Source organism: Streptomyces sp. NPDC050504 (genome assembly GCF_044458065.1).
In the GTDB taxonomy this organism is placed as follows: Bacteria; Actinomycetota; Actinomycetes; order Streptomycetales; family Streptomycetaceae; genus Streptomyces.
Genome location: NZ_JBITHO010000018.1, coordinates 21,962 through 47,514, shown reverse-complemented (window position 1 = coordinate 47,514; position 25,553 = coordinate 21,962). Strand labels below are relative to the sequence as shown.

Below are 25,553 nucleotides of genomic sequence, written 5' to 3'. Positions count from 1 at the left end.
CACATTGAGTCACCGGATCAACGTCCTTGCCCCTACGCTGAGTTGCTCTGTGCGCACCTTCTTCCCGGAGGTCTCGATGCCCGCACCGCACAGCCCGATGCGCCTCGGCCTCACCCTCGTCGCCCTCCTCACCCTCCTCGCGCTGCCCCTGACCCCGCTCTCTCTCCGGGGCACGCCCGCCCGTGCGGGGGAGGGCGAGATCTGCCGCCTTGCCGTCACGGTCACCACCGGCCACGACGGGATACGGGACGATTCGAGCGAGTTCATCCAACTCGCCGGGCAGCAGCTGCTCTTCGAGGACCACGACGGCGACGGCGCCACGGACGCGGAGCCGCTGCTGCCCTTCCATCGGGGCGGCACCGGCGACGAGCGGTACGCCTCCTACACCTGGAACGTCGTGGCCCGCCCCTGCGTCCCCCAGGAGCGCGCGGTGGACGGCTTCACCTTCATCCACGACAACCAGGCCGACGACTGGAGGGCCGACAACTGGAACCTCGCGGGACTGCGCATCGAGGAACGCGACACCCGCGCCGTCCTCTACGACCACTCCGTGCCCGATCCCGACGGCAACGGAGGCATGCACCGCTTCTTGAAGAACGCGCAGCAGACCTGGAACACCCTCGACGGCGACGTGGACGACGACGGCATCCCCGACCGGGTGGAGCGCTCCGGTATCCCGCACGCCGACGGCGTCGACCGCTGGCTGCCGGCCAACGGCGCCGACCCCTGCCGCAAGACCGTCGCCGTCGAGGTGGACTGGCTGCGCGACGCCGCCTTCTCGCACGAACCCGACGCCGCGGCGGTGGCGGAGGCCCGCGCCATGTTCGCCGGGGCGCCGGTTCCGTCGGTGCCCGTGTGCCCGTACACGACCGCACGCGCGCCCTCGGGCGTCCAGCTGCTCGTCCACGTGGACGAGGGCATCCCCACCGGCACCCGCACGGAACCGCTCAACATCCGCGGGGCCGACGGCACGACGCCCTTCGACCGGTACCGCGCGGACCACTTCGCACCCGAGCGGAGCGGTGTCTTCCACTACAACCTCTGGGGCGACCGGCAGAACAAGGGCTTCAGCGGAGGGGTGTGCTGCGTCGGGCCGCGCCACGAGGACTTCATCGTCTCGCTCGGATCCGAGACCCGCCGGGTCCGCCTGCAGAGCTCCTCGTTCGTCCACGAACTGGGGCACGCTCTGGGCCTGCACCACGGAGGAACCGACCGCGTCAACTACAAGCCCCACTACCTGTCGGTGATGAACTACCGCTACACGGACGTGGGCATCCCCGACTTCGGTGAGTGGCGGGCCCGCGCGGAACAGTTCGGTCCGGCCACCACACCCTGGAAGCTGTCGCAGGCGCTGGACGAGGTGAGCAGGCTCGACTATTCGAAGCTCCGGCTTCCCGCCCTGGTCCGCGACGCCCTCAGCGAGGGCGACGGGGCGGGTTCCCCGACGGACGACATGGTGTCCTGGTGGGACAACAAGGGTGTCCTGCGCGTCGGTGACGCCTCGGGGCCGCTCGACTGGAACGTCAACCGGGCCATCGACAGTGACCGGGTCGGCGTCGACGTCAACGGCGAAGAGCACCTGTGCGTCGTGGGCCGCGACTCGCGCCCCGACGTGACGGATTCCCGGCGTCTGCTGGAGACGCCCGTCGCCACCGACGACGTCCGGCACGGAGAAGCGATCTACGCCGGTCTGGACGCCGAGTGCGACTCCCGTGCGGTGGCGACCGACACGGCGAGCGTTCCGCACGGCACGGACTTCGGGGCGCTCGGCCACTACGCGGACGGTCTGGCGGGGGCCGACGACTGGAGCGCGGTGAAGATCCACATCTCGGGCACGGACGGAGGACCGGGCCCCGCCGTCCCGGGCGAAGAGATCTCCGAACCCTCGCCCGCGGAAGCGGAGGCGGCCAGAGCGGAGCTCCTGGACGCCATGGTCGCGGCCGTCGGCCCGGCCCCGGCCGCGCCGCGCTGGGGGTACGCCTACATGAACCGCGCGACCGAGGCGGAGGCGCCGATCGGCGCGACCAGCGTGCTGGACAACGCCTTCCAGTGGAGCACCGCGGCCGACGCGGGCCGGGCGGGCGCGGTCACCCACCTGGCCACCGGTGAGTACGAGGTGCGCCTGCCCGGCATCGGCGGCACAGGCGGCGTCGCACACGCCACCCCGTACCGCACCGACAACTCCGGCCGCAGCTGTGCGGTGCGCGGCTACCGGCCGGACGGCGCCGACGAGTTGATCAGGGTCGGCTGCGTCAACCGCACCGGCGCTCCCGCCGACTGGTGGTTCACCGTCTTCTACGCCGCGCCCGCCACCGGCGCCGAACCGTACGCGACGCTGCGCTACGACGCGCCGGGCGGCGGCGCGAGCGTACCGGCCGTCGCCAACGACGGCACCTACAACTCGGAGGGCCGCGTCAACCGGGTCGTGCGCGACGGCGTCGGCCGCTACCGCGCCGTGCTCACCGGGACGTCCTTCGCCGCGAACGACGGACACCTGCAGATCAACCAGTTCGGCACGGGTGCTCCGGCACGCTGCAGCCCGTACGCGCGCACCGCGGTCGGTGACACCTTGGAGGTGAGCATCGTCTGCTTCGCGGTGTCCGCCTCGGCGACGGCGCAGCCGGTGGACGCGCCGTGGATCCTGTCGTACGCGGCGCGCGCGGGGCTGCACGGAGCGGGTGCCGTTCCAGCGGCGTACGCACAGGTCACCGGCGATCCGTCGAACCCCGTGGTGGACGGGCCGCATTCCTGGGCGTCCACCGGCCAGACACCGGCGCTCGTCCGCCTCGGCATCGGTAACTACCGGCTGACCTGGGACACCGTCGGCAAGTACGGTGGCAGCGTCCAGCTCGCCGCCACCGGCGCCGAAGGGGCCACCTGCCACCTGGGCAACATCGGCGACTACGCCGCGCCGCCCCGGGTCAGTGTGGATGTCTGGTGCTACGGCCCGACGGGCCTGCGCGCCGACGCGCCGTTCGCCGCGGCGTACGTGCGTCGGCCCTGACTTGACCCCGCCGCGGAAAGCGGCGCCGCGCACCTGGCCGGTAGCGGCCTCGGGGTCACATACTCGTGTGGTGGAGCTAGAGGTACGGCACCTCCGGTGCCTGGAGGCAGTGGTGGCGACCGGGAGCCTGAACAAGGCCGCAGGGCTACTGGAGTTGTCGCAGCCGGCGTTGAGCGCGCAGGTGCGCCGGATCGAGGCCGTGGTCGGAGGCGAGGTCTTCGAGCGGTGTCCTTCCGGTGCGCGCCTCACCCCGCTCGGTGAGGTGCTGCTCCCCTACGCGCGCGAGGTTCTGCGCGGAATGGACACGCTGGCCAGGGCGGTCGAGGGCCACCACACGGCCGTCATCGGCAGGCCGTTGCGGCTGGGGGTGCGGACGACGCCGGTAGCGCTTCTGCTGCACGAGGTCGCCTCGAACCTCGTCGAAGGCGATGTCGCCGAGCTCGTGGTCCTGGACCGATCGGTCGATGCGCTCGCCGCACTGACACGGGGAGACGTCGATCTGGTGCTGCACGCGGACTTCCCCGGTCGGCAGATCACCCCGGGCGCCGGGGTACGGATGTCTCCCGTCGGAACGGAGCCCGTCTTCGCCTGCCTGCCCGATGACCACCCGCTCGCCGCACGCACCACGATCGACTTGGCTGACCTGAGTGGGGAAACCTGGCTGCTGGCCGTCAACGGGGACGACGAGTTCGACCGGCATCTGATCGAGCAATGCCGTCTCGCCGGCCACACCACGTTGGCCGTCCGCGCGGTCGAGCCGCTGTTGCTCACGCAGTTGATGCGGCGTGGCGGTCGTGTGGTCACCGCCATGAACGCCCTGGGCAGTGGCCTGGCAATTCCCGGAGTGGTACACGACCTGCGGGGCAGCCCTGTCCGGACGCGGCACGTACTGCTGTGGTGCGAAAACGGCGGCCTGGTCGACAAGGAACTCATCGAGCGGCTGCGCACCGCACTGGTGGACGCATATCGGGCGGCCCTGCCGCACATCGGGCGGATACCGCGGTGGTGGGACCGCAACCACGGCTGGCTGGGCTCGGCACCGGGGCGAGCAGCACGCTGATCGGGACGGTCCGGACCGTGGACGGGCGGTCGGACAAGGCTCCGGGCCCGCTGCCTCCGCCCGATCACACACGCGGCCGGTGAACTGCTGCCGGAGTCGGCGGAGTGGTCCGCCACTGGGGGTGTGCCGCCAGCCAGGCCCGATAGGTGGGGGCCTCCTCGACGATCTCGCGCTGGGCGCGTACCAACCGCTCCCACAGACCGTGTATCCACGCCTCGGGCAGAGGCCCGTCCGACCGCCAGTACAGCATCGTGGTCATGGCAAGGGGTTCACCGAGCAACGGCCGCACCACGACGCCCGGAACCTCACGGATCCCCGGCATCACGGGCAGCACGGCGCGCTGCTCCCGGACGAGCGAGAGAGCCGAAGCCCCGTCGGCGACGTTGAGTGCGAGAGGGCGCCCGGCGGCCCGGCCCGCGGCGATGAGGTGCGCGCCCAGGTCGTCAGGACCGGGTGGTACGCACCACGGCTCTTCAGCGAGATCGGCCAGCAGTACCTCTTGGCGCGAGGCCAGCGGATGGCCCCATGACAGTGCGGCGAACAGCGGTTCGACGGCGACGACCACCCCGCGCAGGACTCCCCGCAACCCCGCGCCCGCCCCCTCGTCGGGCGCGGCCGGACCGGGACCGGCGTCGGGCGGATGGAAATGGGTGAGGAGCGCGGCCTCCGCCCTCCCTTCGGCCAGAGCCCGCAGATGACCGGAAGTTCCCGCAGCGATCGCGATCTGCACGTCGGCCCCGCCGACCTGCGGCACCGCCACGGATAGTTGCGCCACCAACAGACCGGGCGCACACCCGATCCGTACCACCGAGGGCCACGCGTCCTTCCGGAACCTGTCCCCGGCCGCGGCCATCCGGTACACGGTGTCCAGTACGGCACGCCCGTGCTCGATGACCACACTGCCCAGCGCCGTCGGCTCCGCGCCCCGCGCACCGCGCTGGAACAGCAGACCACCCACGCAGCGCTCGGCCTGAGCGAGCGACTGGGTGACCGAAGGCTGAGTCATGCCGAGTTCCCGCGCCGCCCCCGACAGGCTCCCTCGGTCGGCGATCGCCCTGATCACGCGGAGATGCCTCAACTCCAGTCCCATAGGCGGAGCTTAGAACGGGCTGGGATTACCCGGGAAGACGCGAACCATCCATGGTGGATTCACCCGACGGCCCCGGTGCTCGACCCCGAGGCCGCCCCCACCCACCTTCTTCGGAGGATTCCCCGTGTCTCCCACATCCGTCATGCGGGGCGTGCTCAGCACGCTGCTGCTCGCCACCGCGGCGATCGGCCTCCCGGCAACTGCCCAGGCCGCTCCCGTCCCTGTTCCCGCGCCCGTCCCCGCGCCCGTACAGAACACACCGCAGCCCATCGTCGGCGGTGGCCAGGCCAGTGAGAACTACTCCTTCATGGCCTCACTCCAGCAACAGGGCCGCCACAGCTGCGGTGCCACGTTGATCGCCTCACAGTGGGCCGTCACCGCCGCCCACTGCGTGAGCGATCGGAGCGGCGGAGTGATACCGGCCCAGCGGTTCCAGCTGCGCATCGGCTCCGCCGACCACACCCAGGGCACGGCCTCGGCCGTCCAGCGGGTCGTGCGGCACCCCCGCTACAGCGGCAACGTCAACGGCGGCAACGACATCGCCCTGCTGCAACTGCGCGCCCCGGTGGACAACCAGCCGGCCTCCATCGCTACCAGCTCGCCCTCCGAGGGCACCACGACCCGATTGCTGGGCTGGGGACAGACCTGTCCCCAGGGCGGCTGTTCGCAGCAGCCGCCCCGCTACCTCAAGCAGCTCGACACCCGGATCAACTCCGACAGGGCGTGTTCGAGCGGCTTCAACCCGGCCAGCGAACTCTGTGTCCACGGCACCACACAGGCCACTGCCTGCTACGGGGACTCCGGCGGCCCGGCCCTGATCGGCACGTCAGGGCGATGGCAGCTGGTCGGCGCCACGAGCCGCGCCGGGCACAACAGCAACACCTGCGGCGAGGGCAGCACCATCTACACCGACGTCACCGCCCACCGCCAGTGGATCAGCCAGAACTCCGGCGGAGCGACGATCGGCTCCTGACCGGCCCGCGGCTGCGTCCCCCGCCGACCAGAGGCGGGCGACGCAGCCGCGAACACCTGCTGGGCGGGAAGACCAGTTCCCGCCCAGTCCCGCACCACTGAGCTTCGGCAGAGTCCGAAAGGGCGTCGACAGCGCCCCGGGCAGCCGGAGCCCCAGTGGTGTGGAGGCGGCGGGAGAAGCCACCTGAAGATGCGTTCTTCCATGGGGGCGGAGCACATCGGCCGACTCCCGCCGCCACCGCGAGGTTCGGCAAACACAACGGCCGCTGAAGACGGCCGTAAAAAGTGGATCTGATCAACTTGTCGGGATCGCCGAGAGCGACGGCGACGGGGTAACGCAGATCAGTCGGTGCGTCTGCCGACGCCGAGACTCTCGGCGCCGTTCCACAGGACGGGCACGGCGCCGACAGATGCGAACCCGATCTGGCGGCTAGCGCTGTGGACCAGGCACATCACCCGCCGTCCGGACAGTGCGGCCCGCCGAGCGTTGTCAGCGATGATGCCCAGGGTGATCTGGGCGGTTTCCGGATGGGCCGCGGCGAACCTGCCGATGTCGGTGAAGGCCAGGACCAGGCCGGTGACCTCTGGAGCGACGCAGGAGGGGGCGAAAACGCCGAAGCGGTCGTTGAAGCCGTCGAGGCTACGGCCGTAATGGTCAGGAAAGTTCAGCGCCGCAGTGTCGAGTAGTCACTGACTTCGGCGGGTCAGGGTGATGTTCGTGGAACTCCCTGCTGGGTGCGGGGTGTTGGTGGTGTCCCGTGGTGGGTGAGATATGCGGATGGGGGCGGGGTGACACCTGCCGCGCGCCGTCGTCGGGAGACAGTGCGGATGCAGGCCGCAGGACTGTTCGCTCAGAAGGTCGAGCTGCCGGAGGTCGCGCGACGGCTGTGGGTCAGCCGGAAATCGGCCTACCGGTGGCACCGGATGTGGCGGGAGGGCGGCGAGAAGGCCCTGGCCTCGCGCGGCCCGAGCGGATCGCGGTGCCGCCCCGCAACACCCGAGGACTCCCGCAACGCAACCGCCCCGCCAGCTGGCACCGCCAACGGACCTCAACAGTGTTTAGCAAGTAGCAACAGCTGGGAGGTGTTGCAGGACCAAACCCACAACATCTTTGGCACCCCGATCAACGGCGTGTCACCCATACTTGCAACGTGCAGGTCTCTCCCATGGGGAACCTGGCAGTGGGCGTCCCCTGGTCCGGACACCGCAGTGACGGGGGCGGCCGACTGCTGCAACGGCGGGCCGCCCCTGTCACCACGTCAAACCCCCACCTCTAGGAGAGCTCTCCCGACGCGTTGTGGCGCGCGGTCGCCCTCTTCGAGATGGGTTGACCTGCTGCGCCCGCTGCCGACCCGTAACGAGCACTTCGGCTACGGCTCCGCCATTGGGACCGCCGCCCCCGGCCCGGCGCGTCCCGTACTCGTCGGGCCGGGGCTCAGGCCCCCAGGAGCTCTGGAACGCGGCACAGGCCCGCTCGTCCGTTTCAGCCACCAGCGTAGAGACGTGCGCCCCTGCGCCCTGCTGCGCGCCCCCTACGGCAGAGTGGCGCAGCTGCTGAAGAACCTGGGTATGAACCGTCCCGGTTCTTCCTGAGTCCGAAACCTTTGGGCTGATAGAAGCCGCAGTGATGACTGCGTGGTAATCCTCCGCCGGGTCTGACTCTCAACGAAGCAGTGACCCACTCCAGTCATGCCCGCTCAAGGAACCGCTCGACCGGCGGGTCCTCGGCCGAAGGTTTCTCGAAGTACATGTCCCATTCGGCGACCGCACTGCCCGGCTCCATGAACGGCAGATCACCGGACCTTGTTCATTCCGGCTCGTGAAGCGTGAAGGAGTTTGTCAGCGGCCTTCAGGCGCTGGTCCCACTGCTGAATAGCTGCTGAGACCGAGGGAAGGTCAGGAGTGGGCCCCGCTGTGCAAGGACACTGTTGGCAAATGGCTGGGCTCCGGCCGTGACGTCGGTCTCTGCCACCTGGTTGTGGGTGGTGAAGACCGACGTTGCGTTTGGGGAGGGTGTCGGTGTCGCTGCGGGAGAGCGGGCTGGGTATGATCCCGGCGGAGACGGCGCGGGTGGCTCGGGCGGTGTGTCTGGATGACACGGCGGTGCGGCTGCGTGACGAGTTCGCGGACGTGTTCTCGGGCGGGTCGTTTATTGCTCTGTTTCCTCGACGGGGTCGGCCGACGGTGGCACCGGGCGTGCTGGTGCTGCAGTTCGCCGAAGGGCTGTCGGATCGGCAGGCCGCCGAAGCGGCCCGGGGTGAGGATCGACTGGAAGTACGCGTTGGTCCTGGAACTGACGGTCACCGGCTTCGACTTCTCGGTGCTCAGCGAGTTCCGTGCCCGCCTGGTGCAAGGACAGACGGAGGACGAGGTCTTCGAGCAAGTACTTCGAGCCGCCAGGCAACGTGGGCACTTGAGGACGGGGGGGCGGGCGCGGACCGACTCCTCCCGCGTGCTTGCGTCAGTGGGCGACATAGCCACCCATGGTTCAACGCTGCTGCTCTACGCCTGCCATTTCTGTAGCTTCCGTATGCAGCAAAGCCATTGGTTTGCTACCGGTCGCCGAGTCTGGCCGCTCTAGCTTCTCCAGCTACCGCCCCATACCGGACATCGTGCTCAATGTCATCAACTGCGACGGTGGGTATCCTACCAGAAATGGCGTACACCTGCTTGTTGAGTGCTCCCCTTAACAACTCTGATCGAAGAGCGTGCGGTTCAACATCCGCTGGCGCTTGTTTCATAGGTCTGCGTGTTGATCTCTTTGAATCCTTTACTGCACGGATTGAGTACACCGGCGATGTACGCCTTGGAGTACAGGGCGTACAGTCGAGGGCTGTCGATCTCCAACCTGCCGGATAGCTTGAACGGCTTGCCGTTGTCCTTTACGGTCTGCGTGACTGTCTTATCGCCAACGGTCATCTTGAAGCCTAGCGTGTACTCGCAGTAGTACTCCTTAGCGGAAACATCTACGAGGATTTTTGCTCGCTCACCCTTCTTCAGTGAGATGGTGTGTCTCGCGAAGTAGTTGGACGATGTGCTGCCGTCTGCCTCGACACCCTTGGCGGTCGGAATCTGCTCGTCCAGGTCGAATGCAAGACGGATTGTGTTGTTCTGGCCAGCGTTAGGATTGTCGAACAGCGTTCCGGATAGCGGCTCACGGCACTCTTTGGCTACGTGAAGGCCGTTAATCTCAACCGGCTCGGCAGTATTGCCCTCAAGTGTGATGAGGTCCAGGCGTTTCCCGACAGGCGCTGCGCCCTTCTTCGTGAACCATGAGGAGTATTGGCCGTAGTCGCTGATAGTGCTGACTGGTCCCAATTCGGACGAGGTGAAAGTGCGCTCGTCCTCGAACACCCAGCTGTAGTCCCCAGTGTCTTGGTGATCCACTGATACAACCTTGACGGGGGCGTTCGTGCTGGCCTTGTTCTCCTCGCTTTGACCTCCGCTGATTACCCGGTCTGCCCCAGATGATTTCTTTTCTTCTTTACTGTTCCACCACGCCAGCCCGCCGCCGATGGCGGCCAGAACCACCACGCTGGCGATTAGGGCATAGCCAGTCCTGGGATTCCGTTGCTTTACCTTCAGTGTTGATTCTTTAGGCTTCTCGACCGCCTTGGATTCCGTATTCGGCCTCGCCATCGGCTTTTGTATCTGAACTTCCGCGACAGGGATTTGCTTCGACGCCGGGTCGATGTCGTCGAGGTACTCGTAGAGCGCGTGTCGAAACTCCTGTAGGTATTCCTTCGTGTTTTTGCGGACAGCGCGCGGCTTGATATTAGGTAATATCCAACTGCCAGCGATTACTTGGCGGTCCAGCATGAGGGCAGACGCCCTGGGCATTTCGCTTGGCGGGGTCGGTCTTTGGTTCGGCCCTTTAGTCACGAAACCCATAAGAGCGCCGACAGCGAGCATCGTTCGCGGGTATACGTCGTCCCACCTACTCTGGTGCTGCTCATATGCAGAATCGAAAAACTGCGAGAGCAGTCTACGGAAAGCTTGCGCTCGCTCGAACGGAGTATCCATTGGAAGTGCCTCAGTGAAACTTGAGGGTAATTTGCTAAGGAGTGCTGGACACTCTTCCAGTGCTTTACCTGTCGCTTGCTTGTCAGTCAGGTGCTTCAGTGCGGCCAGCACCTCAGCGTCGAAGTCGTCCTCATGCATGCGGCATCCCCCTTGTACGCCCCCACACGATGAGGACCGAGACTAGCGCACTATCTGCCCTGTGTGGGCTGGAACGCCACACCAGGTCCTACCCCCTTCGACCTGCGTGCCAGCCGCGTGCCAGCCGCGTGCCAGCCGCGTGCCAGTTGCGGGCCAACCTGCAGGTCAGAGAACGCGTGCCAATTACGTGCCGTCCATTCCACTTGATGGCTCGCAGAGTTGAGACACAAGCCGCCCCGACGGAGCGGAAGTGGCCCGGCAATCCGGCCGGGTCTTGTCAACTCGACAGTGGAAAGGAGGTCTCGCCTATGGGCGAGATCATTTGGCGACGCGATGCGTCACTTGTCTCCAGGCGTATGCAATCGGCTATTGCAGAGGTGGCCGATGACATGCGCATAGAGGAGGCAGGCATGCGAGCTAAATCGGCCCTTGCCGAATATGCCATGAGTAAAGTGACCTACCTCAAGCACATCCAAGGCGAGCTCGAAAAAGCCGTCCCGGACGCCACCGAGGCACTGGCCGTGATTGCCAACGCCACAGCAATGTCGATTGCCGAAGTGCTCACCGCTTCGGCCAGGAGATGAGCGGATGACGGTCATCGTCATGTTGGCGCTCGGCATCGTGGCCGGCTGGTTTCTCCCGTCGGCTTTCGCCGTCATCTGGGCTGTACGGCTCGAACGACGTAAAGACGCTTTCGATCTGGCTCACACGCAGACCATGAGCGACATTCGTGCTCGCACTCTTCGAGTTGAGGAACAGATGCGAAGCTTTACGCACAAAGGACGCACGTGAACGGACTCGAACTGCTGGTGTGGCTCGTGATTGCGTACCTAATTGGGCGCATTCACCAGTGGCACCGCAGCCGCAAGGCCAACGAAGTTGGCCACCATCTGGGTAGGGCATTCGACGCCATGCAGAAGCGGAAGGACAACAACAAGTGATTGAGAAGGAAGGCACCCCGGACGTCTGGGGCATGCAAATTATGGAAGCGCTGCGGGAACTCACGGAGGCCAAGAGGCTTCGGCTCACAAAGAAGCTGTGCGACCTCGATGCGTTCGCCAACTCCACGGAACGCGAGGAGTACCGGCCGTCGTGAACGGTGGATCGATAAGGGAAACACGAGCGCTGCGTACGCTCGTGTTTCTCCTAATAGGACTCCGTTAGGTCTTTCGGTCGGGTCGGCTCGGGAGCATGTTGGGTGTGTGGATGCGCTCGAAGCGATGTATGCCCGGGTGAAGTTGGCTTCGTTCGTCGCGGATGTGTTCGCGTCGTAGCCGCGGTAGGACCAGCGTGCGAAAGGCGACTGCTGCCTGCGGGGGCTGATGCTGGACGGGCGTAAGAACTCCTAACGAAATGATCTTCGTGGTGGTTGGATCACTCCGGGACTGGTGATCCGGGGGTGTGGGGTGGCTCGGCCGAAGCCGTGGGAAGTCGACGACGAGTTGTGGGCCGCGGTCGAGCCGCTGCTGCCGAAGGTGGAGCGTCGCACCCGGTATCCCGGCCGCAAGCGGCATCCGGACCGGCTGGTGTTCCAGGGCATCCTGTTCGTCCTGCACACCGGGATCGGCTGGGAACACCTGCCGCAGGAACTCGGCTTCGGCTCGGGCATGACGTGCTGGCGCCGCCTGGCCGAGTGGGCCGAGGCCAGCGTGTGGGCCCCGCTCCACGAGGTCCTCCTGGCCAAGCTCCGCAGCGCGAACGCTCTGGACTTTTCCCGGACGGCCATGGACGGCTCCCACATCCGGGCGTTAAAGGGGGATCCAAGACGGGGCGAAGCCCTGTCGACCGGGGCAGGCCGGGCAGCAAGCATCACCTGATCACCGACGCCATCGGCATTCCGCTCGCTGCCACCTTGACTGGTGGCAACCGCAATGACGTCACGCAGCCGATCCCGCTCCTTCAGGCGGTGCCGCCGGTGCGGGGCAAGCGGGGCCGGCCCCGGCGGCGCCCCGACGTGGTGCTGGCCGACCGCGGTTACTACCACGACAAGTACCGCCGCCTGGTCCGGGGCCTCCGTGTGAAACCGCTCATCGCCCGCCGGGGCACCGAGCACGGCTCCGGACTCGGCACTCAGCACTGGATCGCGGAACGCGCCTTCGCCCACCTGCACTGGTTCCGCCGCCTGCGCATCCGCTGGGACGTCCGTGACGACATCCACGAAGCCTTCCTGAGCCTGGGGTGTGCGCTCATCTGCTGGCGCCGCCTTTCACGGCTGGCCCGGGACACTCCTGCCCAGTAGCCATTCCCGGACGCTCGGGGAGTTGTCCAGGAGTCTGCTGACCTCCACGCCCTCGTCCCGTGAGGTCACTCTCGGCAGAGGGGCGAAGTCATCAGGCACGACGTCCAACAGGCTCATCACACGCTCTCCCGCATGAAGCGCGATGAGCAGTTCGCACCGCAACTGGCGTGGGATGCCAGGACGATGGGGCACGCTGTTCCACAGAACCGGCCACAGGTAGTGGGTCCCATCGGGCGCCGCATTCGTCTGCACCCATGCCGGATCCAATCGCTGGTTGAGGCTGAGCTCGCATGCCCGCTCCTCCAGTTTGACCAGCGAGGCCGTATCGAGGGCCTTCAATTCCCGAGGCACCGGCTCATCCGAGTTCATCTCCCCATGCTGCCCGACAACGCCCCACCACCCGTAACCGACCCATCGAAGATCATTTCGTGAGGAGTTCCACCTATTGCTCTCGTTGGCCCTTGGGCGTTGCAGTTAGCCTGCGCCTACCTGCGACTGAGCTCGGTAGGCGGCCCTTGAGTATTTCGGTTTGCCCCTGTGCATGATGGTTGGCCTCGTACGAGCCGCTGGATCACCGCCGAGAGGCTTCCGGTTGGCCGTCGGGCCAGCCATGATCAAGTTTCAGGGATTCGACGGTTGGGGTGTGACGTGAAGGACTGGCGGACCGATCCGACGTTCGCGATGTGCCGGAAAGTGGCGGACGGGGCGGACCTGGCTTCGTTCTCGGGGGGGTCCGTTCGACGTGCGGACGGCGGTGGCTAGCATCCTGCCCGAGTCCCTACAGGGCTTGGACTTCGATGCCGCCCCATGGGGTAACTTCCCCCACGGCTACGACGTCCGGGAGGCGGTTTCCCTCCTACATGCTGGCGGCGAACCGGCCGTGGACGCGACGGGTGTGCTGTGGGGCCTGTGCGCCGACGACAGCCGGGCCGCCGCCGCACTCGCCGTGCCGTTCCTCATTCCCCTCGCCATCAACGCCCACCACCCACACCGCACCGTCGCCCTCGCTGTCCTCTCCGGCCCCGCCCGTGCCAGGCACCACAGCGTCGCCTCCCGCAAGGAATTCCTCCTCCACCGCAACGACCCCCGGCGCCACGCCCCTGATACCCATGACGACTACGGCTACGAGGTGACCGGCTACCCGGCTGGCTGGTCAGTGGCCGCCGCCCGAGCCGCGATCACCACCGCCACCTCCGCGCTCCTGCCCCTTCTTCGAGACTGCGACCCCACCGTCCGCATCGACGCCGCCTACGTCCTGGCGACCGCCGCCGACCCCACCCACACCATCCGGACTGCCTTGGCCAACGGATTCGCCAACGAAGGCGACGCCGTGATCCGCGCCGCGCTGCTCCTGGCCACAGCCGAGATCACTCGGGCCCACCCGCACCCGCCGACTGTCAGGTGGCTGCGCGAACGGTGGCACGACCAGGCGGAGGCCCCCGAAGCCCGTCTGTCAGCGGCAGTCGGCTGGCTCTGCCTCACCGACAAATCCGCACCGGAGGAGCTCCGCCGGACCGTCGACATCCTCGCCGACAACGAGCGCGCGCACGCCATGGAGGCCCTGCCGTGGATGAGCGCCGCCTCGGGCACCAACGAACCAGGACTCCTGCGCTGCAGACGCTGCATGCCCCACCCAGAAGAACCTGACCCGGAAGAGGTCTTCTGGAACTCCTTGTTCTGAGCAACCGGTCTGTGGTTGTGCATCGGAGTTGTCCCATGGGGCCAACTGAGGTGCTCGGCCATATTTCCCAACTCGGGCCCACACCGCCCCAGCTCTTGAGGTTCCTGAGCTGGGCGTTACTGACTTCGGCTTGTCAGGGTGATGTGGAGGTGTCGAGGGTGAGGCCGGTGCAGGCGATGAAGCCGTTGAGGACGTCGGGCCGGTACTGGAGGCGCTTGAGGCGGTTGAGGACGAGGGTTTCGAGTCGGTCGAGGGCGACGACGGCGAGGTTGGCCAGGCTCCGTTTGACGTGCGCCCACACGCCCTCGACGGGGTTGAGGTCGGGCGAGTATGCGGGCAGCAGGAACACTGTGAGCCATTCGCACTGGTCGATGAGTTGCCGCATCCGGCGGGAGACGTGGGTGTTGAGCCGGTCCCACACCAGGACGAGAGGTGCCTTGACGAGCTGGTGGGCGCCGTCCAGGAGCGCGATGTAGTCGCGCTCGCTCATACTGCGGCGTGTGCCTTTGCCAGCGGGGTGGGTCAGGAGGCGGTGGCACAGGCGGGTGCGGGAACCGGGCCGTACCGCGAGCAGGCTGGCCACGGACAGGCGTCCGGAACGCCGTCCGCTGACCGTGACCACCGGGGTCACCCCTCGTCTGCCACAGGTGCGGCCGCGGGGCGGCCTGCGGGTGAAGCCGGCCTCGTCGTCGAAGCAGATCCAGCCGTCGCAGGTAGCCTGGGCTCTTCTACCTCCGTCCAGGTCGCCTCCTTCCATATGGTGACGGCCCGCTCGTCGCGCTCCGCGACCCTGCGGCAGGGCATCGGCGGGGTGAAGCCGAGCCGGCGCATCAACCAGGTCGCCCCGGAGACGCTGTAGGAGACGTGGAACTTCCGGCCGATCAACGTGGCGACCCGGGCGCCCGTCCTTGCCTGTCCCAGCCGTGTGCGGCGGCCCCTGGTCCAGGTAGAAGGCGAGTTTCCGCAGGCAGTACGGCGGTAGGCGGCACCGCGATCCGCTCGCGCGCGAGGCCAGGGCCTTCTCGCCGCCCTCCCGCCACATCCGGTGCCACCGGTAGGCCGATTTCCGGCTGACCCACAGCCGTCGCGCGACCTCCGGCAGCTCGACCTTCTGAGCGAACAGTCCTGCGGCCTGCATCCGCACTGTCTCCCGACGACGGAGCGCGGCAGGTGTCACCCCGCCCCCATCCGCATATCTCACCCACCACGGGACACCACCAACACCCCGCACCCAGCAGGGAGTTCCACGAACATCACCCTGACCCGCCGAAGTCAGTAACGCCCACCATCAGACCGCCGACGCGGTCGGCGGCACGCACGGCGGCCCGCCCGCGTCGAAGGGCTTCAGCCTCACCGGTGAACAGGCCGGGGCGTGCGCCCGGTGTTGTTCGCGGCGGCACTCCGTCCCAGCCCGGCCAGGAGTGCCGTGGAGTTGTCAGAGGTCCTCGGGCGGCAGGGGAGGGGAGTCCAGGAGTTCACCGAACAGTGCCCGGTCGAAGACCCAGGTCCAGGCGTCCGAGTCGTCCTGGACCTGGTTGTCGTTGATGTAGACCGTCGGGGTCCCTGGGCCCTGGGGCGCGGGGCCTTTGTCCGCGTCGTACGCCTTTCTGCGAGACGGTCACGAACGACCGGTACTTCATCGTCTTCACGGCCGAGTCGGACGAGGTGCCGCGCAGGCCCGGTACCTCGTCCGCAAGCTTCAGCAGCGCGACGGTGGTGAAGCCGCCGGACGCCTCGACCCGGGCCTGCCGGGCGAACAACAGCGCGTGGTACTTCGGGAAATGCCCGGCAGCCAGAGCCGCCCGCAGTGCGTTGACGGCCCGTTGGGAACCGTCGCCGCCCAGACGCTCGGCCTTGAACGACGTCAACGTCTACCGCACCACGGCTTTACGCTGCCTGGTCCGCTCGTGCAGTGCGGTTGCCCCGGTGGCCTCGAACTCCTTCACGACCGGGCACCGCGGGTCCTTCAGAAGCGGCACCCTGGTGGCCGCGGCCGGATCACCGACCACGATCGGACGCTGCTGAACACCGCCCTGCCCTTCCACGTGCATCCCAGGCCGCCGGTTACATGGTGGTTGCGGTGCGGTCAGGTCAGGCGGTGTTGTTCTTCGGACGGCTACGGGCACTGATGGCATGGGCTGCCCGCCGCCGGCCGATCGCTTCGAGTTGGCGCAGGTCCACTTTGGAAGATCGCTTCCGTACTGCGCCAGATTGCCGGCATGCCCGGAGTCTCCGCGGGGACGCCGTGGTGTGGCTTCGCTGGTCAGGGTGCGAGTGCGATGGCCACGAGGGACAGGTGTTCGGGCGCCAGTGCGAAGCCGTTGGCAGGGTTACGGAAGGAGTACTCGCCGTCGTTGACGGAGAATCCGTGGCGGGCTGTCGTCCACCGCGCGGGGCCGGGGGCTCCTTGGTCTTCCAGGAGGAAGGAGGCCAGGGACTGCGGGTCTTCCACACGGGTCATGGCGCGCAGTGCGCCGACCAGGCGGTCAGCGGCGTCGTCGGGGACGTCATTGTCGCCGAACGCGGGCAGCAGGAGGAGCAGGCGGGCGTCGGGATTGGTGGTGCTGCCTCCGGGCAGCGCGTTGTCCGCGGCTGCCACCAGCTCGGGCCAGGACAGGCCCGGCCCCATGAAGTGCCCGTCATCCTGGGCGAGGAGCGTGGCCTGCTCCCAGTCAGGGTGATGGAGGAGGTAGTCGACCCCGGTGTCGTCCGTGAGGGTCCGGTAGACGATGTGGAGACGGTGATCGCCGACGAGTGGAACGGTGAACGTCGGCCACGCTGGCTGCTCCCAGATCTGCCGCTGGAAGTCGCCGGCCGCTTCGTAGTCGGCGCCGAACAGCAGTTCCTCGGCCTCTTCGCTCTGGATGCAGGAGTAGAGGTGTCCCGTCCAGAACACGGGCTCGTTCAGAAGGTCGGCCCGGTGCGTGAAGGGGCCGCCTTCGTAGCCAGGTATGCGTACGGGATGCAGGTTTGCGCTGTTCGTCACGGACGACATCATGCCTCCCAGGTTTGCCGTCGTCGTCCTCGTCGAGTTCGGGCGCGTCAGGGTCGCGCAGCGGGCGCAGGGCGCTGGCGGCCGGAGTGGTGGCGGTGAAGCTGTAGCGGCCGAGGAGGTCGGGGAGAGTGACGGATCAGCGGGATCCAACCGTTCGACACCAGGGGCGGCAAGGCTGCTCCTGACGGACGGAGTTGCTCTGCCGCGGCCGGCGCTGCGCCGGAGCCGAGGCCGGAGTCAGAACAACTCGGTGTACTGGTTGAAGCCGGTGCCGACCCGGCCCGCCGCCTTCAGGGGGCCGGAGAGCTTGCCCGTGCCCTTGTACAGCCACAGGCCGCCCTTGGCGTCGCGGGCGAGCAGGTCGCTGCGGCGATCGCCGTCGACATCGCCGGTGGCCACCAGCTTGTTGAACCGGTTCCAGCCACTGCCGATCCGCACCCGCTTGGCGAACGGCGCGTCCGCCTTGCCGGTCCCCCGGTACATCCACAGGACGCCCTGCTTGTCGCGGGCCACGAGGTCAGGAACGCTGTCGCCGTTCAGGTCGCCGAGACCGGCTATCTGCGTGAACTGGCCCCATCCTGCGCCGATCCGCACCCGGGGTGCCATCGTGCCGTCGGCCTTCATCTGGTGGCGCCACAGCACGCCCTGCTTGTCCCGCGCCAGTACGTCGGGGTGCTTGGCGCGCGTGAGGGTACCGGGCGAGAAGACCCGGTCGTACTTGGTCCAGCCCGAGGAGATCCGCTTGAGCTTGCCCCCGCGCCACAGGTTCAGCACGCCGTTGTCCATGACGTGGTACGCGCCGTCCTGCCAGCCGGTCAGGTCGGGGTCGATGGAAACGCCGTACTTGAGGTGCGGCCACCGGTAGGCTCCCGAACGCTCCCCGAAGCCGCCCCGGCCGTCCGCCATGTACACATACATCTGCTTCGACGGCAGGACGCCGCTCAGGAAGAAGAAGGGCGCGGTGGGGGTGGGACGGGCCCCGGCCGTGCGGGCGCCCTCGGCGCCGCGCTGCGTCAAGGCCCGGGGTGCGGCGGCGTCCCCTGCGCTCCTCGCGTAGGCGGCAGCCACCGGGCTTTTACCGGCCGGGGGCACGGGCGCGTCGGCGGCTGCGGTGCCGACCGAGGTGGTCAGGACAACAACCGAGGCTGTGATGGCGGCCTTGGTAAGGCGCTTTAGGGCGCGGCGGCGCGGGGACGAGTGCATGCGAGAACCTCCGGGAACCGTGACGACCGGGAGACGCGCCGCACGCGTCGACACCGCGCAACTCCCCGATCTCGGGTTCCGGCAGGGTGGCGGTTCCGACGCGGGACTGCACACCCCCGTGTTGTGCCTTTACTCTAAATGCACCGTTTGCCTCAGCCGCACCGGCCCCACTCCTCAGGGTTTTCCGGGCGCTCGACACAGCCGAGTCCGCCCGAGGCGGTCGATCTTGTGAACAGGCAGCACTACCGACAGCGCCCGTGCCCGTTGACGCGTACGTTCATAACCCGTCCGGCGCGGCGGGGGCTCTGCCCGGGGTATCAGGGAGCCCGCTGAGCTGGTACCCCACCGACCTCACCCGGGCCAGCACCGTCTTCGCCGCAGTTCTCACCCTCGCCGCGGTCCTTACCGGCGCCCTGACCCAATGCCCCACCGCCAGTGCCCCCGTGCTCCGGGCGCGTGACCGGTTCAGTCCCCGGGGCCCTGCACTCGCCGGGCGATTTCTTCGAGGGTGACGAGGTCCTTGGGGGTGAGCCGGTCGATGAAGTGGTGGCGTACCGAGGCGACGTGAGCCGGGGCGGCGTCCGCGAGCGTGTCGAAGCCGAGCTCGGTGAGGACGAGGAGACAGCCCCTTCCGTCGGCCGGGTCCGGTTCGCGCCGCAGCAGGCCGCGGTCTTCCATGCGGGTGGCGTGCCGGGAGAGGCGGCTGCGTGACCAGTTCATCTTCGCGGCCTGCTCGTGAAGGGAGCTGGTGTGCCTGGGGCGCTCCGACAGGGTGCTCAGTACCTCGTAGTCGGGCTCGGACAGTCCGACTGTGGCAAGGTCCCGCGCCGTGCCCGCCTGAACGGCGACCACCATGCGGCGGAAGGCTCGCCACGCACGCTCCTCGTCAGGGCTCAGCCAGTGGGCGGTTCGGCTCGACGGATTCGTTGACATGTAACCAATCTACCGGCTAATTTCGTTTCTATGTCAACGAAAAGCTTGCGCGTCCTCGTGCTCGTGTGCAGCAGTCGCCCCGGTGCCCTCGGGCCTGCGGTCGGCGAGTGGCTGGCAGGAACCCTCACTCCCCGTGCGGCGGAACTCGGTGCCGAGCTTGTGCCCGTATCCCTCGGTGACCTCGACCTGCCGTTCCTCGATGAGGAGGAACATCCGATGGCAGGTGAGTACCAGCGCGAGCACACGCGACGATGGAGCGCGATCGTGGACGCCGCGGACGGATTCATCGTGGTGACCCCGGAGTACAACTACGGGATGCCGGCAACGTTGAAGAACGCGCTGGACTACCTCCACCGGGAATGGGCCTGGAAGCCGATCGGCTTCGTCAGCTACGGCAACACCTCGGCCGGCACCCGGGCCGTCCAGCACGCCAAGCAGGTCGTGACCACGCTGCGCCTGGTTCCGCTGGGCGCCACGGTCGCGCTACGCCTCCGCGACGCGGTGGAGAACGGACGGGTCCGCCCCGCCCCGGCTCTTGCCGGCTCGGCCCGCGCGGTCCTGGACGAATTGGTGCGGGTGGCCCACGCCCTTCGCCCGCTGCGGGAGCGCGAGCAACCCGGGACGCCGCCCGGCCCGCTGGCGGGGTCGTACGTGAGGCGGCTGACCCCCGACGACGCGCCCGAGGTCACGGTGCTGCAGCGGTGTTGCTGGGTGGACGAGGCCCTGGCGAACGACACCTTGGCCATCTCGGCCCTGCACGAGTCACCGCAGCAGGTCCGCGACTGGCTCGCGACCTGGCACACCATGGGGCTCTGGCGGGACGGCCGCCTCCTGGGCATGGCGCGGGCTCGACGTAACGGCGCCGACTGGCAGGTGGGCCGCCTTTGCGTCGCCCCTGACCTGCGCGGCCAGGGCCTGGGTCGCTGGCTGCTCCGCACCATCGAGTCCGCCGCCGAGCCGGGTTGCTCCCAGGCCGTGCTGTTCACCGGTGCCCAGAGCATGCGGAACATCGCACTCTACGAGAGTGAAGGGTACGAAGCGGCGCCACACTCCAGTGCCGACGAGGCCGCCTGCCTCGTCAAGAACCTGATGCTGTAGGCCTGTTGCAGCAGACCTCGGAGACACTCGTCCTACGCGTACTGCGGACCTGGGACGACCCGGCGGTGCCATGCCTGCGGGCCATCGCGGTGTCCTCGGACGCGCCATCCTGGAGGCGGGCACCCGCCACGGACAGTTGGGCCTGGCCGCCCCCACCACGGGTGGCAGCGTTCTCGCCTGGTTCGACGACGTCCCCGCTGCGGCCGCGCCCGAACTCGCCGGGCATCTCACCGACACCTCGTTCGACGCAGACATCGGCCGCCTGGACGTCGTCCCCGATTCTCCCGCGTCCGCCACCGATGAGTACCTGATGGGCCTTGGGGCAGCGGTAGTTCATCGATCGCTCAGCGGCCATGTGTGCGTGGGTGGGCGCCAGGGCTCCGTGGACGATCAGCCCGGGGCCCTTGCGGAACCGCTTGTTTGGAGCGCGAGCAGCGGCCCGAGGTGGTCCTACGGCCGGGCCCGCGCGCTGCTCGACCAGCACAGCGCGCTGGCCGGGCCGGGCGCGGGCTGGGATTTGCACGAGTACCGGCACTCCTCCCTGACCCACCTCGGCGAGCATGGTGCGTCCGAGCTGATGCTGATGGCCAAGTCCCGGCACAAGAAGGTGGAAAACGTCCGCCGCTACTTCAAGTCATCCGCCGAGGCCATCGCGGACGTCACGAGCCTGCTTGCTCCGGGCGGCGCCCGCCGCTGAAACCGGTGCTGCCCCGTTTCCGGCCGCGTCCTTCCGGGCCGTGTCCGTTTCGACCGGCGTGCTCTGATGCCCGAGCCACCGCCCGAGTGGGGGCTCGGGCACAATCGAGCTGTGCCCAACTCTCCTGATCCCTCCGCTCTGTAGCCAAATGTCGTAGCCTTCGGCAGCCTCGCTGCCGCGCTTCGGGCCGAGGCGGAGGGCTGCCTCGGCGCCGCCCTCGTCTCATCCTCGGATTCCGATCCGCTGCGCCACGCGGCCGTCGCTAGCACCCTGCCTAGCGGGTGTCTGACAAGTGCCTCATGGATGGTCGGCCTGTCTGCGGAGTAGGAGCATGATGGTGGCGAGGTAGACCGCGTTTCCTGGCTGGCGGCGAGATACTCGTAGTCCTTGGGCGGCGGCCTCCGGCACGGCTTGTTCAGCCGTGGTACGCGGTGCGCATGAGCTCCTGCATGTCGTCGAGCATCGGCATGCGCGGGTTGGCCGGCGCGCACTGGTCCTCGTAGGCGTTGAGGGCCTGCTGGGGCAGGGCGTCGAAGAAGGCGCGCTCGTCGACGCCGAGGGCCTGGAACGTCGGCTCTATGCCGACGGCGTCGCGCAGCCGCTCGACGTCCGCGGCGAGTGATTCCACGCCCTCGGCGGGAGTGGCCGCGGGCAGCCCGAGGGTGCGGGCGATGTGCTGGAAGCGTTCGGGTGCACGGTAGTTCTCGTACTTGGGCCAGCCGGTCAGCTTCGTCGGGACGGTGCCGTTGTAGCGGATGACATGCGGCAGCAGGACCGCGTTGGTGCGTCCGTGCGCGATGTGGAACGTGGCACCGAGGGTGTGCGACATGGCATGGACGATGCCGAGAAAGGCGTTGCCGAAGGCCATGCCCGCGATGGTGCCGGCGTTGTGCATCTTCTCCCGGGCCTCCGCAGCGTCCGCACGGTTGTTCACGGCCGCGTCGAGATGGTCGAAGACCAGACGGATGGCGTGCAGGGCGAGGCCGTCGGTGAAGTCGTTGGCGTAGACAGACACGTACGCCTCGATGGCGTGCGTGAGGGCGTCGAAGCCGCTGTCGGCGGCGAGCGCCGGGGGCAGCGCGGTCGTGAGGAGGGGGTCGATGATCGCGACGCTGGGGGTGAGGGCGTAGTCGGCGAGCGGGTACTTCTTGCCCGTTGAGGGGTCGGAGATGACGGCGAACGGGGTGACCTCTGCGCCGGTGCCAGAGGTGGTGGGCACGCAGACCAGGCGGGCCTGCTTGCCTGGGGTGGGGAAGCGGAAGGCACGCTTGCGGATGTCGGAGAACTTCTGCCGCATGTCCGCGAAGTCGATGCCGGGCTGCTCGTACAGCAGCCACATGACCTTCGCGGCGTCCATGGGGGATCCACCGCCGAGCGCGATGATCGTGTCGGGGCGGAAGTCCCGCATGAGGTCGGCGCCGTGCTGGACGGAGTCGATGCTGGGTTCGGGCTGGACGTTGTCGATGATCTGGAGGGTGACCGGTTCCCGACGCCGTTGCAGGACGCGGCTGATCCGGTCGACGAATCCGAGGCGGGTCATCGTGGCGTCGGTGACGATGGTGACGCGGTGGACGTCCGGCATGGAGGCCAGGTAGCGGATGGCCTGCGGTTCGAAGTAGATCTTCGGCGGGACCTTGAACCACTGGAGGTTGTTGCGGCGGGTGGAGACCCGCTTGACGTTGAGGAGCTGGGCGGCGGAGACGTTGTTGGACACCGAGGTACTGCCCCAGGAGCCGCACCCCAGCGTGAGCGAGGGCAGCAGACCGTTGTAGATACCGCCGATCGCGCCCTGGGAGGACGGCGAGTTGACGATGATCCGTACGGTCTTCATCCGCATGCCGTACGCCTCCGCCACGGCAGGCTCCTCGGTGTGGATGACGGCGCTGTGCCCCTGACCGTGGAAGGCGACCATGTCGGCTGCGAGGCCGAACCCGCGGTGCTCGTCCTCGGCGCGCAGTACGGCGAGGACCGGGCAGAGCTTCTCACGGGTCAACGGCTCGTCCGGGCCGACCAGTGCGGCCTCGATCAGGATGACCGAGGTGTCCGCCGGCACCGAGAATCCGGCCCGCTCGGCGATCCACGCCGGGCTCTGTCCGACGGCGGCCGCGTTGACCTTGGGTTCACAGCCGGAGCCCGAGCCGCCGGTGGCGGGAAACAGGAAGGTCTCCAGCTTCGCCTTCTCCTCCGGGGTGGCCAGGTGGGCGTGCAGGGAGCGGAACTCGGTGATCGCGGCGTCGTAGATTTGCGTGTCCAGGATGACGGCTTGCTCGGAGGCACAGATCATGCCGTTGTCGAACGACTTGGACAGCACCAGGTCGTTGACGGCCCGGCGCAGCTTGGCGCTGCGGTGGACGTAGGCCGGGACGTTGCCGGCACCGACGCCGAGGGCCGGCTTGCCGGCCGAGTAGGCGGCCTTGACCATGGAGTTGCCGCCGGTAGCGAGGATCAGCGAGACACCCGGGTGATGCATGAGCGTGCGGGTGGCCTCGACGGACGGGGACTCGATCCACTGCACGCAGTGTTCCGGTGCTCCGGCGGCGACGGCCGCGTCCCGCACCACGCGGGCCGCTTCGGAGCTGCACCGCTGCGCGGACGGGTGGAACGCGAAGACCACCGGGTTGCGGGTCTTCAGCGCCATCAGCGCCTTGAAGACGGTGGTCGAGGTCGGATTGGTGACGGGGGTGACCGCGGCCACCACACCCACCGGTTCGGCGATCTCCACCATGCCCTCGACGTCGTCCCGGCCGATGACCCCGACGGTTTTGGTGTGGCCCATGCTGTGCGTGACGTGCTCGCACGCAAACATGTTCTTGGCGGCCTTGTCCTCGAAGACCCCGCGCCCCGTCTCCTCGACCGCCAGGCGGGCCAGAGCGGTGTGCTGGTCCAGGGCGGCGACCGACGCCTTCTTGACGATGTGGTCGACCTGTTCCTGCGTAAAGGTCTCGTAGTCGGCGAGAGCCTTGAGGCCGGCAGTGACCAGACGGTCCACTTCGACCGCGGTGTCGGACGGGGCGTCGATCCCGGCGCGGTCCTTGGTCCGCACGTCCTGTCGGGTCATGGTGGTGTGCCTCCGTTGTCAGGGGCCGCCGTGCTCATGCGGCGCTTCGGGACGGGAGGGACGCGGTGGGGACCGGCGCCCCTCCCTGACTCCACTCTCCGATGGGTCCCTGGTGCCGTGGCAGGCGCCGAAGGGCCCCTCTCGCATCCGTCCGACCCGGCCCGGCAGGGACCGTCGGTCCGGCAGTGCCGAGCCGCCGCACGGCAGCGCCGGCCGCTGGGGTCACGGGCTCCCGGCCCGGTGGGGCAGGACGGGTGTCTCTCGGTCGTCGATGCGAAAGCCCAAGCCGTTCATCACGCCTACCACGCCGTCGAGCCGCCAGACAGCGTGCACGAGCTCCGGCATCTGGCTACGCGCTTCCACCCGGCCGCCGAGGGTGACCACGCCATCGTGGACAGCGACGCGGACCGCGTCGGACGGCAGCCTCATCGCGGTCACGACGATCTCCTCGGTCACCTGGCGGCGGATGTCGTCGTCCGCGCGCAGGAAAACCCGCAGCAGGTCGCGGCGGGTGGCGATGCCGATGAGGCGGTCGGCCTCGTCGACCACGGGCAGTCGCTCGACGCCGCGGCGCTCCATGAGCCGGGCGGCGTCCGGCACGGTCTGCTCGGGGTGCACGGTGATGGCGGGGCTGGACATCACGTCGCCCGCCGTCAAGGAGGGTGACGGAGCGGTACCGGCCCGGTGCGTTTGGCCGTGTACGAGGTCGCTGCCGGACAGGACGCCGAGGACCTTGTCGTCGGAGTCGACCACGGGCAGTCCGCTGATCCGGTGGTGGTCGAGCAGCCGGACGACCTCTTTGAACGGTGTCATCCGGCGGGCGCGGACGACGTCCCTGGTCATTACCTCGCCGACGATGGGAGCGGTCACGGCGGATCTCCTTTCACGAGCGCGGGCGGGGGGACGGCCGGAGCCCGGGTCGGCTCCGGCTCGCCGCCAGGTCGGGCGGGCGCCGTGTGGCGCCTACTTCTGCCGGCCGCCGCGCCACGGGGGCGGCGCGGCCGTCCGGCTGTTGGTGTTGCCTCGGCGGGTGACGCGTCCGGTGGCGGAGCGCAGCCGGTCGTGGAGCCGGTCGGCGAGTTCGCGGGTGCTCGCCTCGCGTGCGTGGACGACGAGGAGGCCGCTGCCGACCCGGATGGCGGTGCGGCCGGGCCAGAGCAGTTCGAGGTGGTGGGGCGATGGCCGCCGTACGCGCACCTCGCCGTTCACGTGCGGCAGGCCGGGCTGGTCCAGAGCTGAGGCGACCTTCTCGTGGAGGTGGGCGAGAGCTTCCTCGTCCGCCTCGCCGTCGGCGCGGACCAGCACGGCGGCGGTGGTCTCACAAACACCGATGTTCTTGACGGTCATGGGCTCCACTCCCTG

The 25,553-nt window shown here is 68.3% G+C and carries 24 protein-coding genes and 5 pseudogenes; 14 read left to right on the top strand and 15 right to left on the bottom strand.

Features of this window, described 5'->3' with window-relative positions; genetic code table 11:
* Nucleotides 1–49: 49 nt before the first annotated feature.
* A complete protein-coding gene (locus ACIBNE_RS39930) occupies nt 50–3,004 on the top strand; it encodes a hypothetical protein (RefSeq protein WP_399280782.1) in 2,955 nt (984 codons plus the stop codon).
* Nucleotides 2,931–4,064, top strand: a complete 1,134-nt coding sequence (locus tag ACIBNE_RS39925) for a LysR family transcriptional regulator (protein ID WP_399280780.1) — start codon at nt 2,931–2,933, stop codon at nt 4,062–4,064. Before ACIBNE_RS39930 ends, ACIBNE_RS39925 begins: the two co-directional genes overlap by 74 nt.
* Nucleotides 4,065–4,128: 64 nt before the next feature.
* Here ACIBNE_RS39925 and ACIBNE_RS39920 read toward each other — a convergent pair whose 3' ends face one another.
* Nucleotides 4,129–5,154: a LysR family transcriptional regulator gene (locus tag ACIBNE_RS39920; RefSeq protein WP_399280778.1), complete on the bottom strand. Its 1,026-nt coding sequence runs from the start codon at nt 5,152–5,154 to the stop codon at nt 4,129–4,131.
* 124 nt (nt 5,155–5,278) lie between these two features.
* Between ACIBNE_RS39920 and ACIBNE_RS39915 the strand changes: the two genes are divergently transcribed.
* Complete coding sequence (locus tag ACIBNE_RS39915; protein ID WP_399280776.1) at nt 5,279–6,127, top strand: S1 family peptidase; 849 nt, start codon at nt 5,279–5,281, stop codon at nt 6,125–6,127.
* A gap of 341 nt (nt 6,128–6,468) precedes the next feature.
* Here the strand turns inward: ACIBNE_RS39915 and ACIBNE_RS39910 are convergent, their stop codons facing one another.
* Nucleotides 6,469–6,795 carry a barstar family protein gene (locus tag ACIBNE_RS39910; protein WP_399280840.1) on the bottom strand — a complete coding sequence of 109 codons (327 nt, stop codon included), beginning with the start codon at nt 6,793–6,795 and terminating at the stop codon, nt 6,469–6,471.
* Between the two features lie 66 nt (nt 6,796–6,861).
* Between ACIBNE_RS39910 and ACIBNE_RS39905 the strand changes: the two genes are divergently transcribed.
* Both ACIBNE_RS39905 and ACIBNE_RS39900 read left to right on the top strand, forming a co-directional pair.
* Entirely contained in the window at nt 6,862–7,719 is an 858-nt protein-coding gene (locus tag ACIBNE_RS39905; protein WP_399280774.1) for a helix-turn-helix domain-containing protein, read from the top strand.
* Between the two features lie 603 nt (nt 7,720–8,322).
* Nucleotides 8,323–8,474 (top strand): annotated as a pseudogene (locus ACIBNE_RS39900) (transposase); the annotation flags it as partial.
* Nucleotides 8,475–8,841: 367 nt separating this feature from the next.
* On the opposite strand, the gene ACIBNE_RS39895 reads toward ACIBNE_RS39900, so the two are convergent.
* Entirely contained in the window at nt 8,842–10,287 is a 1,446-nt protein-coding gene (locus ACIBNE_RS39895; protein ID WP_399280772.1) for a hypothetical protein, read from the bottom strand.
* Between the two features lie 308 nt (nt 10,288–10,595).
* Here ACIBNE_RS39895 and ACIBNE_RS39890 point away from each other — a divergent pair, with 308 nt between their 5' ends.
* The 6 genes and pseudogenes from ACIBNE_RS39890 (at nt 10,596) to ACIBNE_RS39865 (ending at nt 12,526) form a co-directional block, all read left to right on the top strand.
* Complete coding sequence (locus ACIBNE_RS39890) at nt 10,596–10,871, top strand: hypothetical protein (protein WP_399280771.1); 276 nt, start codon at nt 10,596–10,598, stop codon at nt 10,869–10,871.
* A 4-nt stretch (nt 10,872–10,875) separates the two neighbouring features.
* Nucleotides 10,876–11,079, top strand: coding sequence for a hypothetical protein (locus tag ACIBNE_RS39885; protein WP_399280769.1), 204 nt, complete (start codon nt 10,876–10,878; stop codon nt 11,077–11,079).
* Nucleotides 11,076–11,228 carry a hypothetical protein gene (locus ACIBNE_RS39880; RefSeq protein WP_399280768.1) on the top strand — a complete coding sequence of 51 codons (153 nt, stop codon included), beginning with the start codon at nt 11,076–11,078 and terminating at the stop codon, nt 11,226–11,228. The genes ACIBNE_RS39885 and ACIBNE_RS39880 overlap by 4 nt, the downstream gene beginning before the upstream one ends.
* Nucleotides 11,225–11,383, top strand: coding sequence for a hypothetical protein (locus ACIBNE_RS39875; RefSeq protein ID WP_399280766.1), 159 nt, complete (start codon nt 11,225–11,227; stop codon nt 11,381–11,383). Before ACIBNE_RS39880 ends, ACIBNE_RS39875 begins: the two co-directional genes overlap by 4 nt.
* A gap of 106 nt (nt 11,384–11,489) precedes the next feature.
* Nucleotides 11,490–11,633: pseudogene (locus tag ACIBNE_RS39870) on the top strand (IS701 family transposase); the annotation flags it as partial.
* Nucleotides 11,634–11,693: 60 nt separating this feature from the next.
* Nucleotides 11,694–12,526, top strand: a protein-coding gene (locus ACIBNE_RS39865) for an IS5 family transposase (RefSeq protein WP_399280764.1) whose coding sequence is annotated in 2 segments (ribosomal slippage) — nt 11,694–12,036 and nt 12,036–12,526 — 834 coding nt in all. Because the reading frame shifts where the segments join, the coding sequence is not laid out codon by codon here.
* Here ACIBNE_RS39865 and ACIBNE_RS39860 read toward each other — a convergent pair.
* Complete coding sequence (locus ACIBNE_RS39860) at nt 12,494–12,895, bottom strand: hypothetical protein (protein WP_399280762.1); 402 nt, start codon at nt 12,893–12,895, stop codon at nt 12,494–12,496. The two genes, ACIBNE_RS39865 and ACIBNE_RS39860, sit on opposite strands and share 33 nt — an antisense overlap.
* 511 nt (nt 12,896–13,406) lie before the next feature.
* On the opposite strand from ACIBNE_RS39860, the gene ACIBNE_RS39855 reads away from it, so the two are divergent.
* Complete coding sequence (locus tag ACIBNE_RS39855; protein WP_399280760.1) at nt 13,407–14,207, top strand: hypothetical protein; 801 nt, start codon at nt 13,407–13,409, stop codon at nt 14,205–14,207.
* A 133-nt stretch (nt 14,208–14,340) separates the two neighbouring features.
* Here the strand turns inward: ACIBNE_RS39855 and ACIBNE_RS39850 are convergent, their stop codons facing one another.
* The 7 genes and pseudogenes from ACIBNE_RS39850 to ACIBNE_RS39820 form a co-directional block, all read right to left on the bottom strand.
* Nucleotides 14,341–14,907, bottom strand: a complete 567-nt coding sequence (locus ACIBNE_RS39850) for a transposase (RefSeq protein WP_399280839.1) — start codon at nt 14,905–14,907, stop codon at nt 14,341–14,343.
* The gene (locus tag ACIBNE_RS39845) at nt 14,835–15,092 is read right to left on the bottom strand and encodes a winged helix-turn-helix domain-containing protein (protein WP_399280837.1); all 258 of its coding nucleotides are present in this window, start codon (nt 15,090–15,092) and stop codon (nt 14,835–14,837) included. Before ACIBNE_RS39845 ends, ACIBNE_RS39850 begins: the two co-directional genes overlap by 73 nt.
* A 187-nt stretch (nt 15,093–15,279) precedes the next feature.
* Nucleotides 15,280–15,345: pseudogene (locus ACIBNE_RS39840) on the bottom strand (hypothetical protein); the annotation flags it as partial.
* Between the two features lie 337 nt (nt 15,346–15,682).
* Nucleotides 15,683–16,075, bottom strand: a complete 393-nt coding sequence (locus tag ACIBNE_RS39835) for a DsbA family protein (protein WP_399280758.1) — start codon at nt 16,073–16,075, stop codon at nt 15,683–15,685.
* A gap of 395 nt (nt 16,076–16,470) precedes the next feature.
* Entirely contained in the window at nt 16,471–17,193 is a 723-nt protein-coding gene (locus ACIBNE_RS39830; protein WP_399280756.1) for a hypothetical protein, read from the bottom strand.
* Between the two features lie 246 nt (nt 17,194–17,439).
* Nucleotides 17,440–18,219 (bottom strand): FG-GAP repeat domain-containing protein, encoded by a 780-nt coding sequence (locus ACIBNE_RS39825; protein WP_399280754.1) that lies wholly within the window; start codon nt 18,217–18,219, stop codon nt 17,440–17,442.
* A gap of 651 nt (nt 18,220–18,870) precedes the next feature.
* Nucleotides 18,871–19,338: a MarR family winged helix-turn-helix transcriptional regulator gene (locus ACIBNE_RS39820; RefSeq protein WP_399280752.1), complete on the bottom strand. Its 468-nt coding sequence runs from the start codon at nt 19,336–19,338 to the stop codon at nt 18,871–18,873.
* 30 nt (nt 19,339–19,368) lie between these two features.
* Here ACIBNE_RS39820 and ACIBNE_RS39815 point away from each other — a divergent pair, with 30 nt between their 5' ends.
* A complete protein-coding gene (locus ACIBNE_RS39815) occupies nt 19,369–20,436 on the top strand; it encodes a GNAT family N-acetyltransferase (RefSeq protein ID WP_399280750.1) in 1,068 nt (355 codons plus the stop codon).
* Nucleotides 20,437–20,734: 298 nt separating this feature from the next.
* Here ACIBNE_RS39815 and ACIBNE_RS39810 read toward each other — a convergent pair.
* Nucleotides 20,735–20,886 (bottom strand): annotated as a pseudogene (locus ACIBNE_RS39810) (IS5/IS1182 family transposase); the annotation flags it as partial.
* Between ACIBNE_RS39810 and ACIBNE_RS39805 the strand changes: the two are divergent.
* Nucleotides 20,876–21,133 (top strand): annotated as a pseudogene (locus tag ACIBNE_RS39805) (site-specific integrase); the annotation flags it as partial. The pseudogenes ACIBNE_RS39810 and ACIBNE_RS39805 sit on opposite strands and share 11 nt — an antisense overlap.
* A gap of 415 nt (nt 21,134–21,548) precedes the next feature.
* On the opposite strand, the gene adhE reads toward ACIBNE_RS39805, so the two are convergent.
* The 3 genes from adhE to ACIBNE_RS39790 all read right to left on the bottom strand — a co-directional run bounded on the left by adhE (nt 21,549) and on the right by ACIBNE_RS39790 (nt 25,538).
* Nucleotides 21,549–24,191, bottom strand: coding sequence for a bifunctional acetaldehyde-CoA/alcohol dehydrogenase (gene adhE / locus ACIBNE_RS39800; RefSeq protein ID WP_399280748.1), 2,643 nt, complete (start codon nt 24,189–24,191; stop codon nt 21,549–21,551).
* Nucleotides 24,192–24,413: 222 nt separating this feature from the next.
* Nucleotides 24,414–25,034, bottom strand: coding sequence for a CBS domain-containing protein (locus ACIBNE_RS39795; protein WP_399280835.1), 621 nt, complete (start codon nt 25,032–25,034; stop codon nt 24,414–24,416).
* A gap of 120 nt (nt 25,035–25,154) precedes the next feature.
* Nucleotides 25,155–25,538, bottom strand: a complete 384-nt coding sequence (locus tag ACIBNE_RS39790; protein WP_399280746.1) for a hypothetical protein — start codon at nt 25,536–25,538, stop codon at nt 25,155–25,157.
* Nucleotides 25,539–25,553 lie beyond the last annotated feature (15 nt).

What these genes read in the sequence shown, in the direction of transcription:
- ACIBNE_RS39925 (WP_399280780.1), top strand. Translation starts at nt 2,931, where the DNA reads ATGTCTGGTGCTACGGCCCGACGGGCCTGCGCGCCGACGCGCCGTTCG.
- ACIBNE_RS39920 (WP_399280778.1), bottom strand. Translation starts at nt 5,154, where the DNA reads ATGGGACTGGAGTTGAGGCATCTCCGCGTGATCAGGGCGATCGCCGAC.
- ACIBNE_RS39895 (WP_399280772.1), bottom strand. Translation starts at nt 10,287, where the DNA reads ATGCATGAGGACGACTTCGACGCTGAGGTGCTGGCCGCACTGAAGCAC.
- ACIBNE_RS39890 (WP_399280771.1), top strand. Translation starts at nt 10,596, where the DNA reads ATGGGCGAGATCATTTGGCGACGCGATGCGTCACTTGTCTCCAGGCGT.
- ACIBNE_RS39885 (WP_399280769.1), top strand. Translation starts at nt 10,876, where the DNA reads ATGACGGTCATCGTCATGTTGGCGCTCGGCATCGTGGCCGGCTGGTTT.
- ACIBNE_RS39860 (WP_399280762.1), bottom strand. Translation starts at nt 12,895, where the DNA reads ATGAACTCGGATGAGCCGGTGCCTCGGGAATTGAAGGCCCTCGATACG.
- ACIBNE_RS39820 (WP_399280752.1), bottom strand. Translation starts at nt 19,338, where the DNA reads ATGTCAACGAATCCGTCGAGCCGAACCGCCCACTGGCTGAGCCCTGAC.
- ACIBNE_RS39815 (WP_399280750.1), top strand. Translation starts at nt 19,369, where the DNA reads ATGTCAACGAAAAGCTTGCGCGTCCTCGTGCTCGTGTGCAGCAGTCGC.
- adhE (WP_399280748.1), bottom strand. Translation starts at nt 24,191, where the DNA reads ATGACCCGACAGGACGTGCGGACCAAGGACCGCGCCGGGATCGACGCC.
- ACIBNE_RS39795 (WP_399280835.1), bottom strand. Translation starts at nt 25,034, where the DNA reads ATGACCAGGGACGTCGTCCGCGCCCGCCGGATGACACCGTTCAAAGAG.
- ACIBNE_RS39790 (WP_399280746.1), bottom strand. Translation starts at nt 25,538, where the DNA reads ATGACCGTCAAGAACATCGGTGTTTGTGAGACCACCGCCGCCGTGCTG.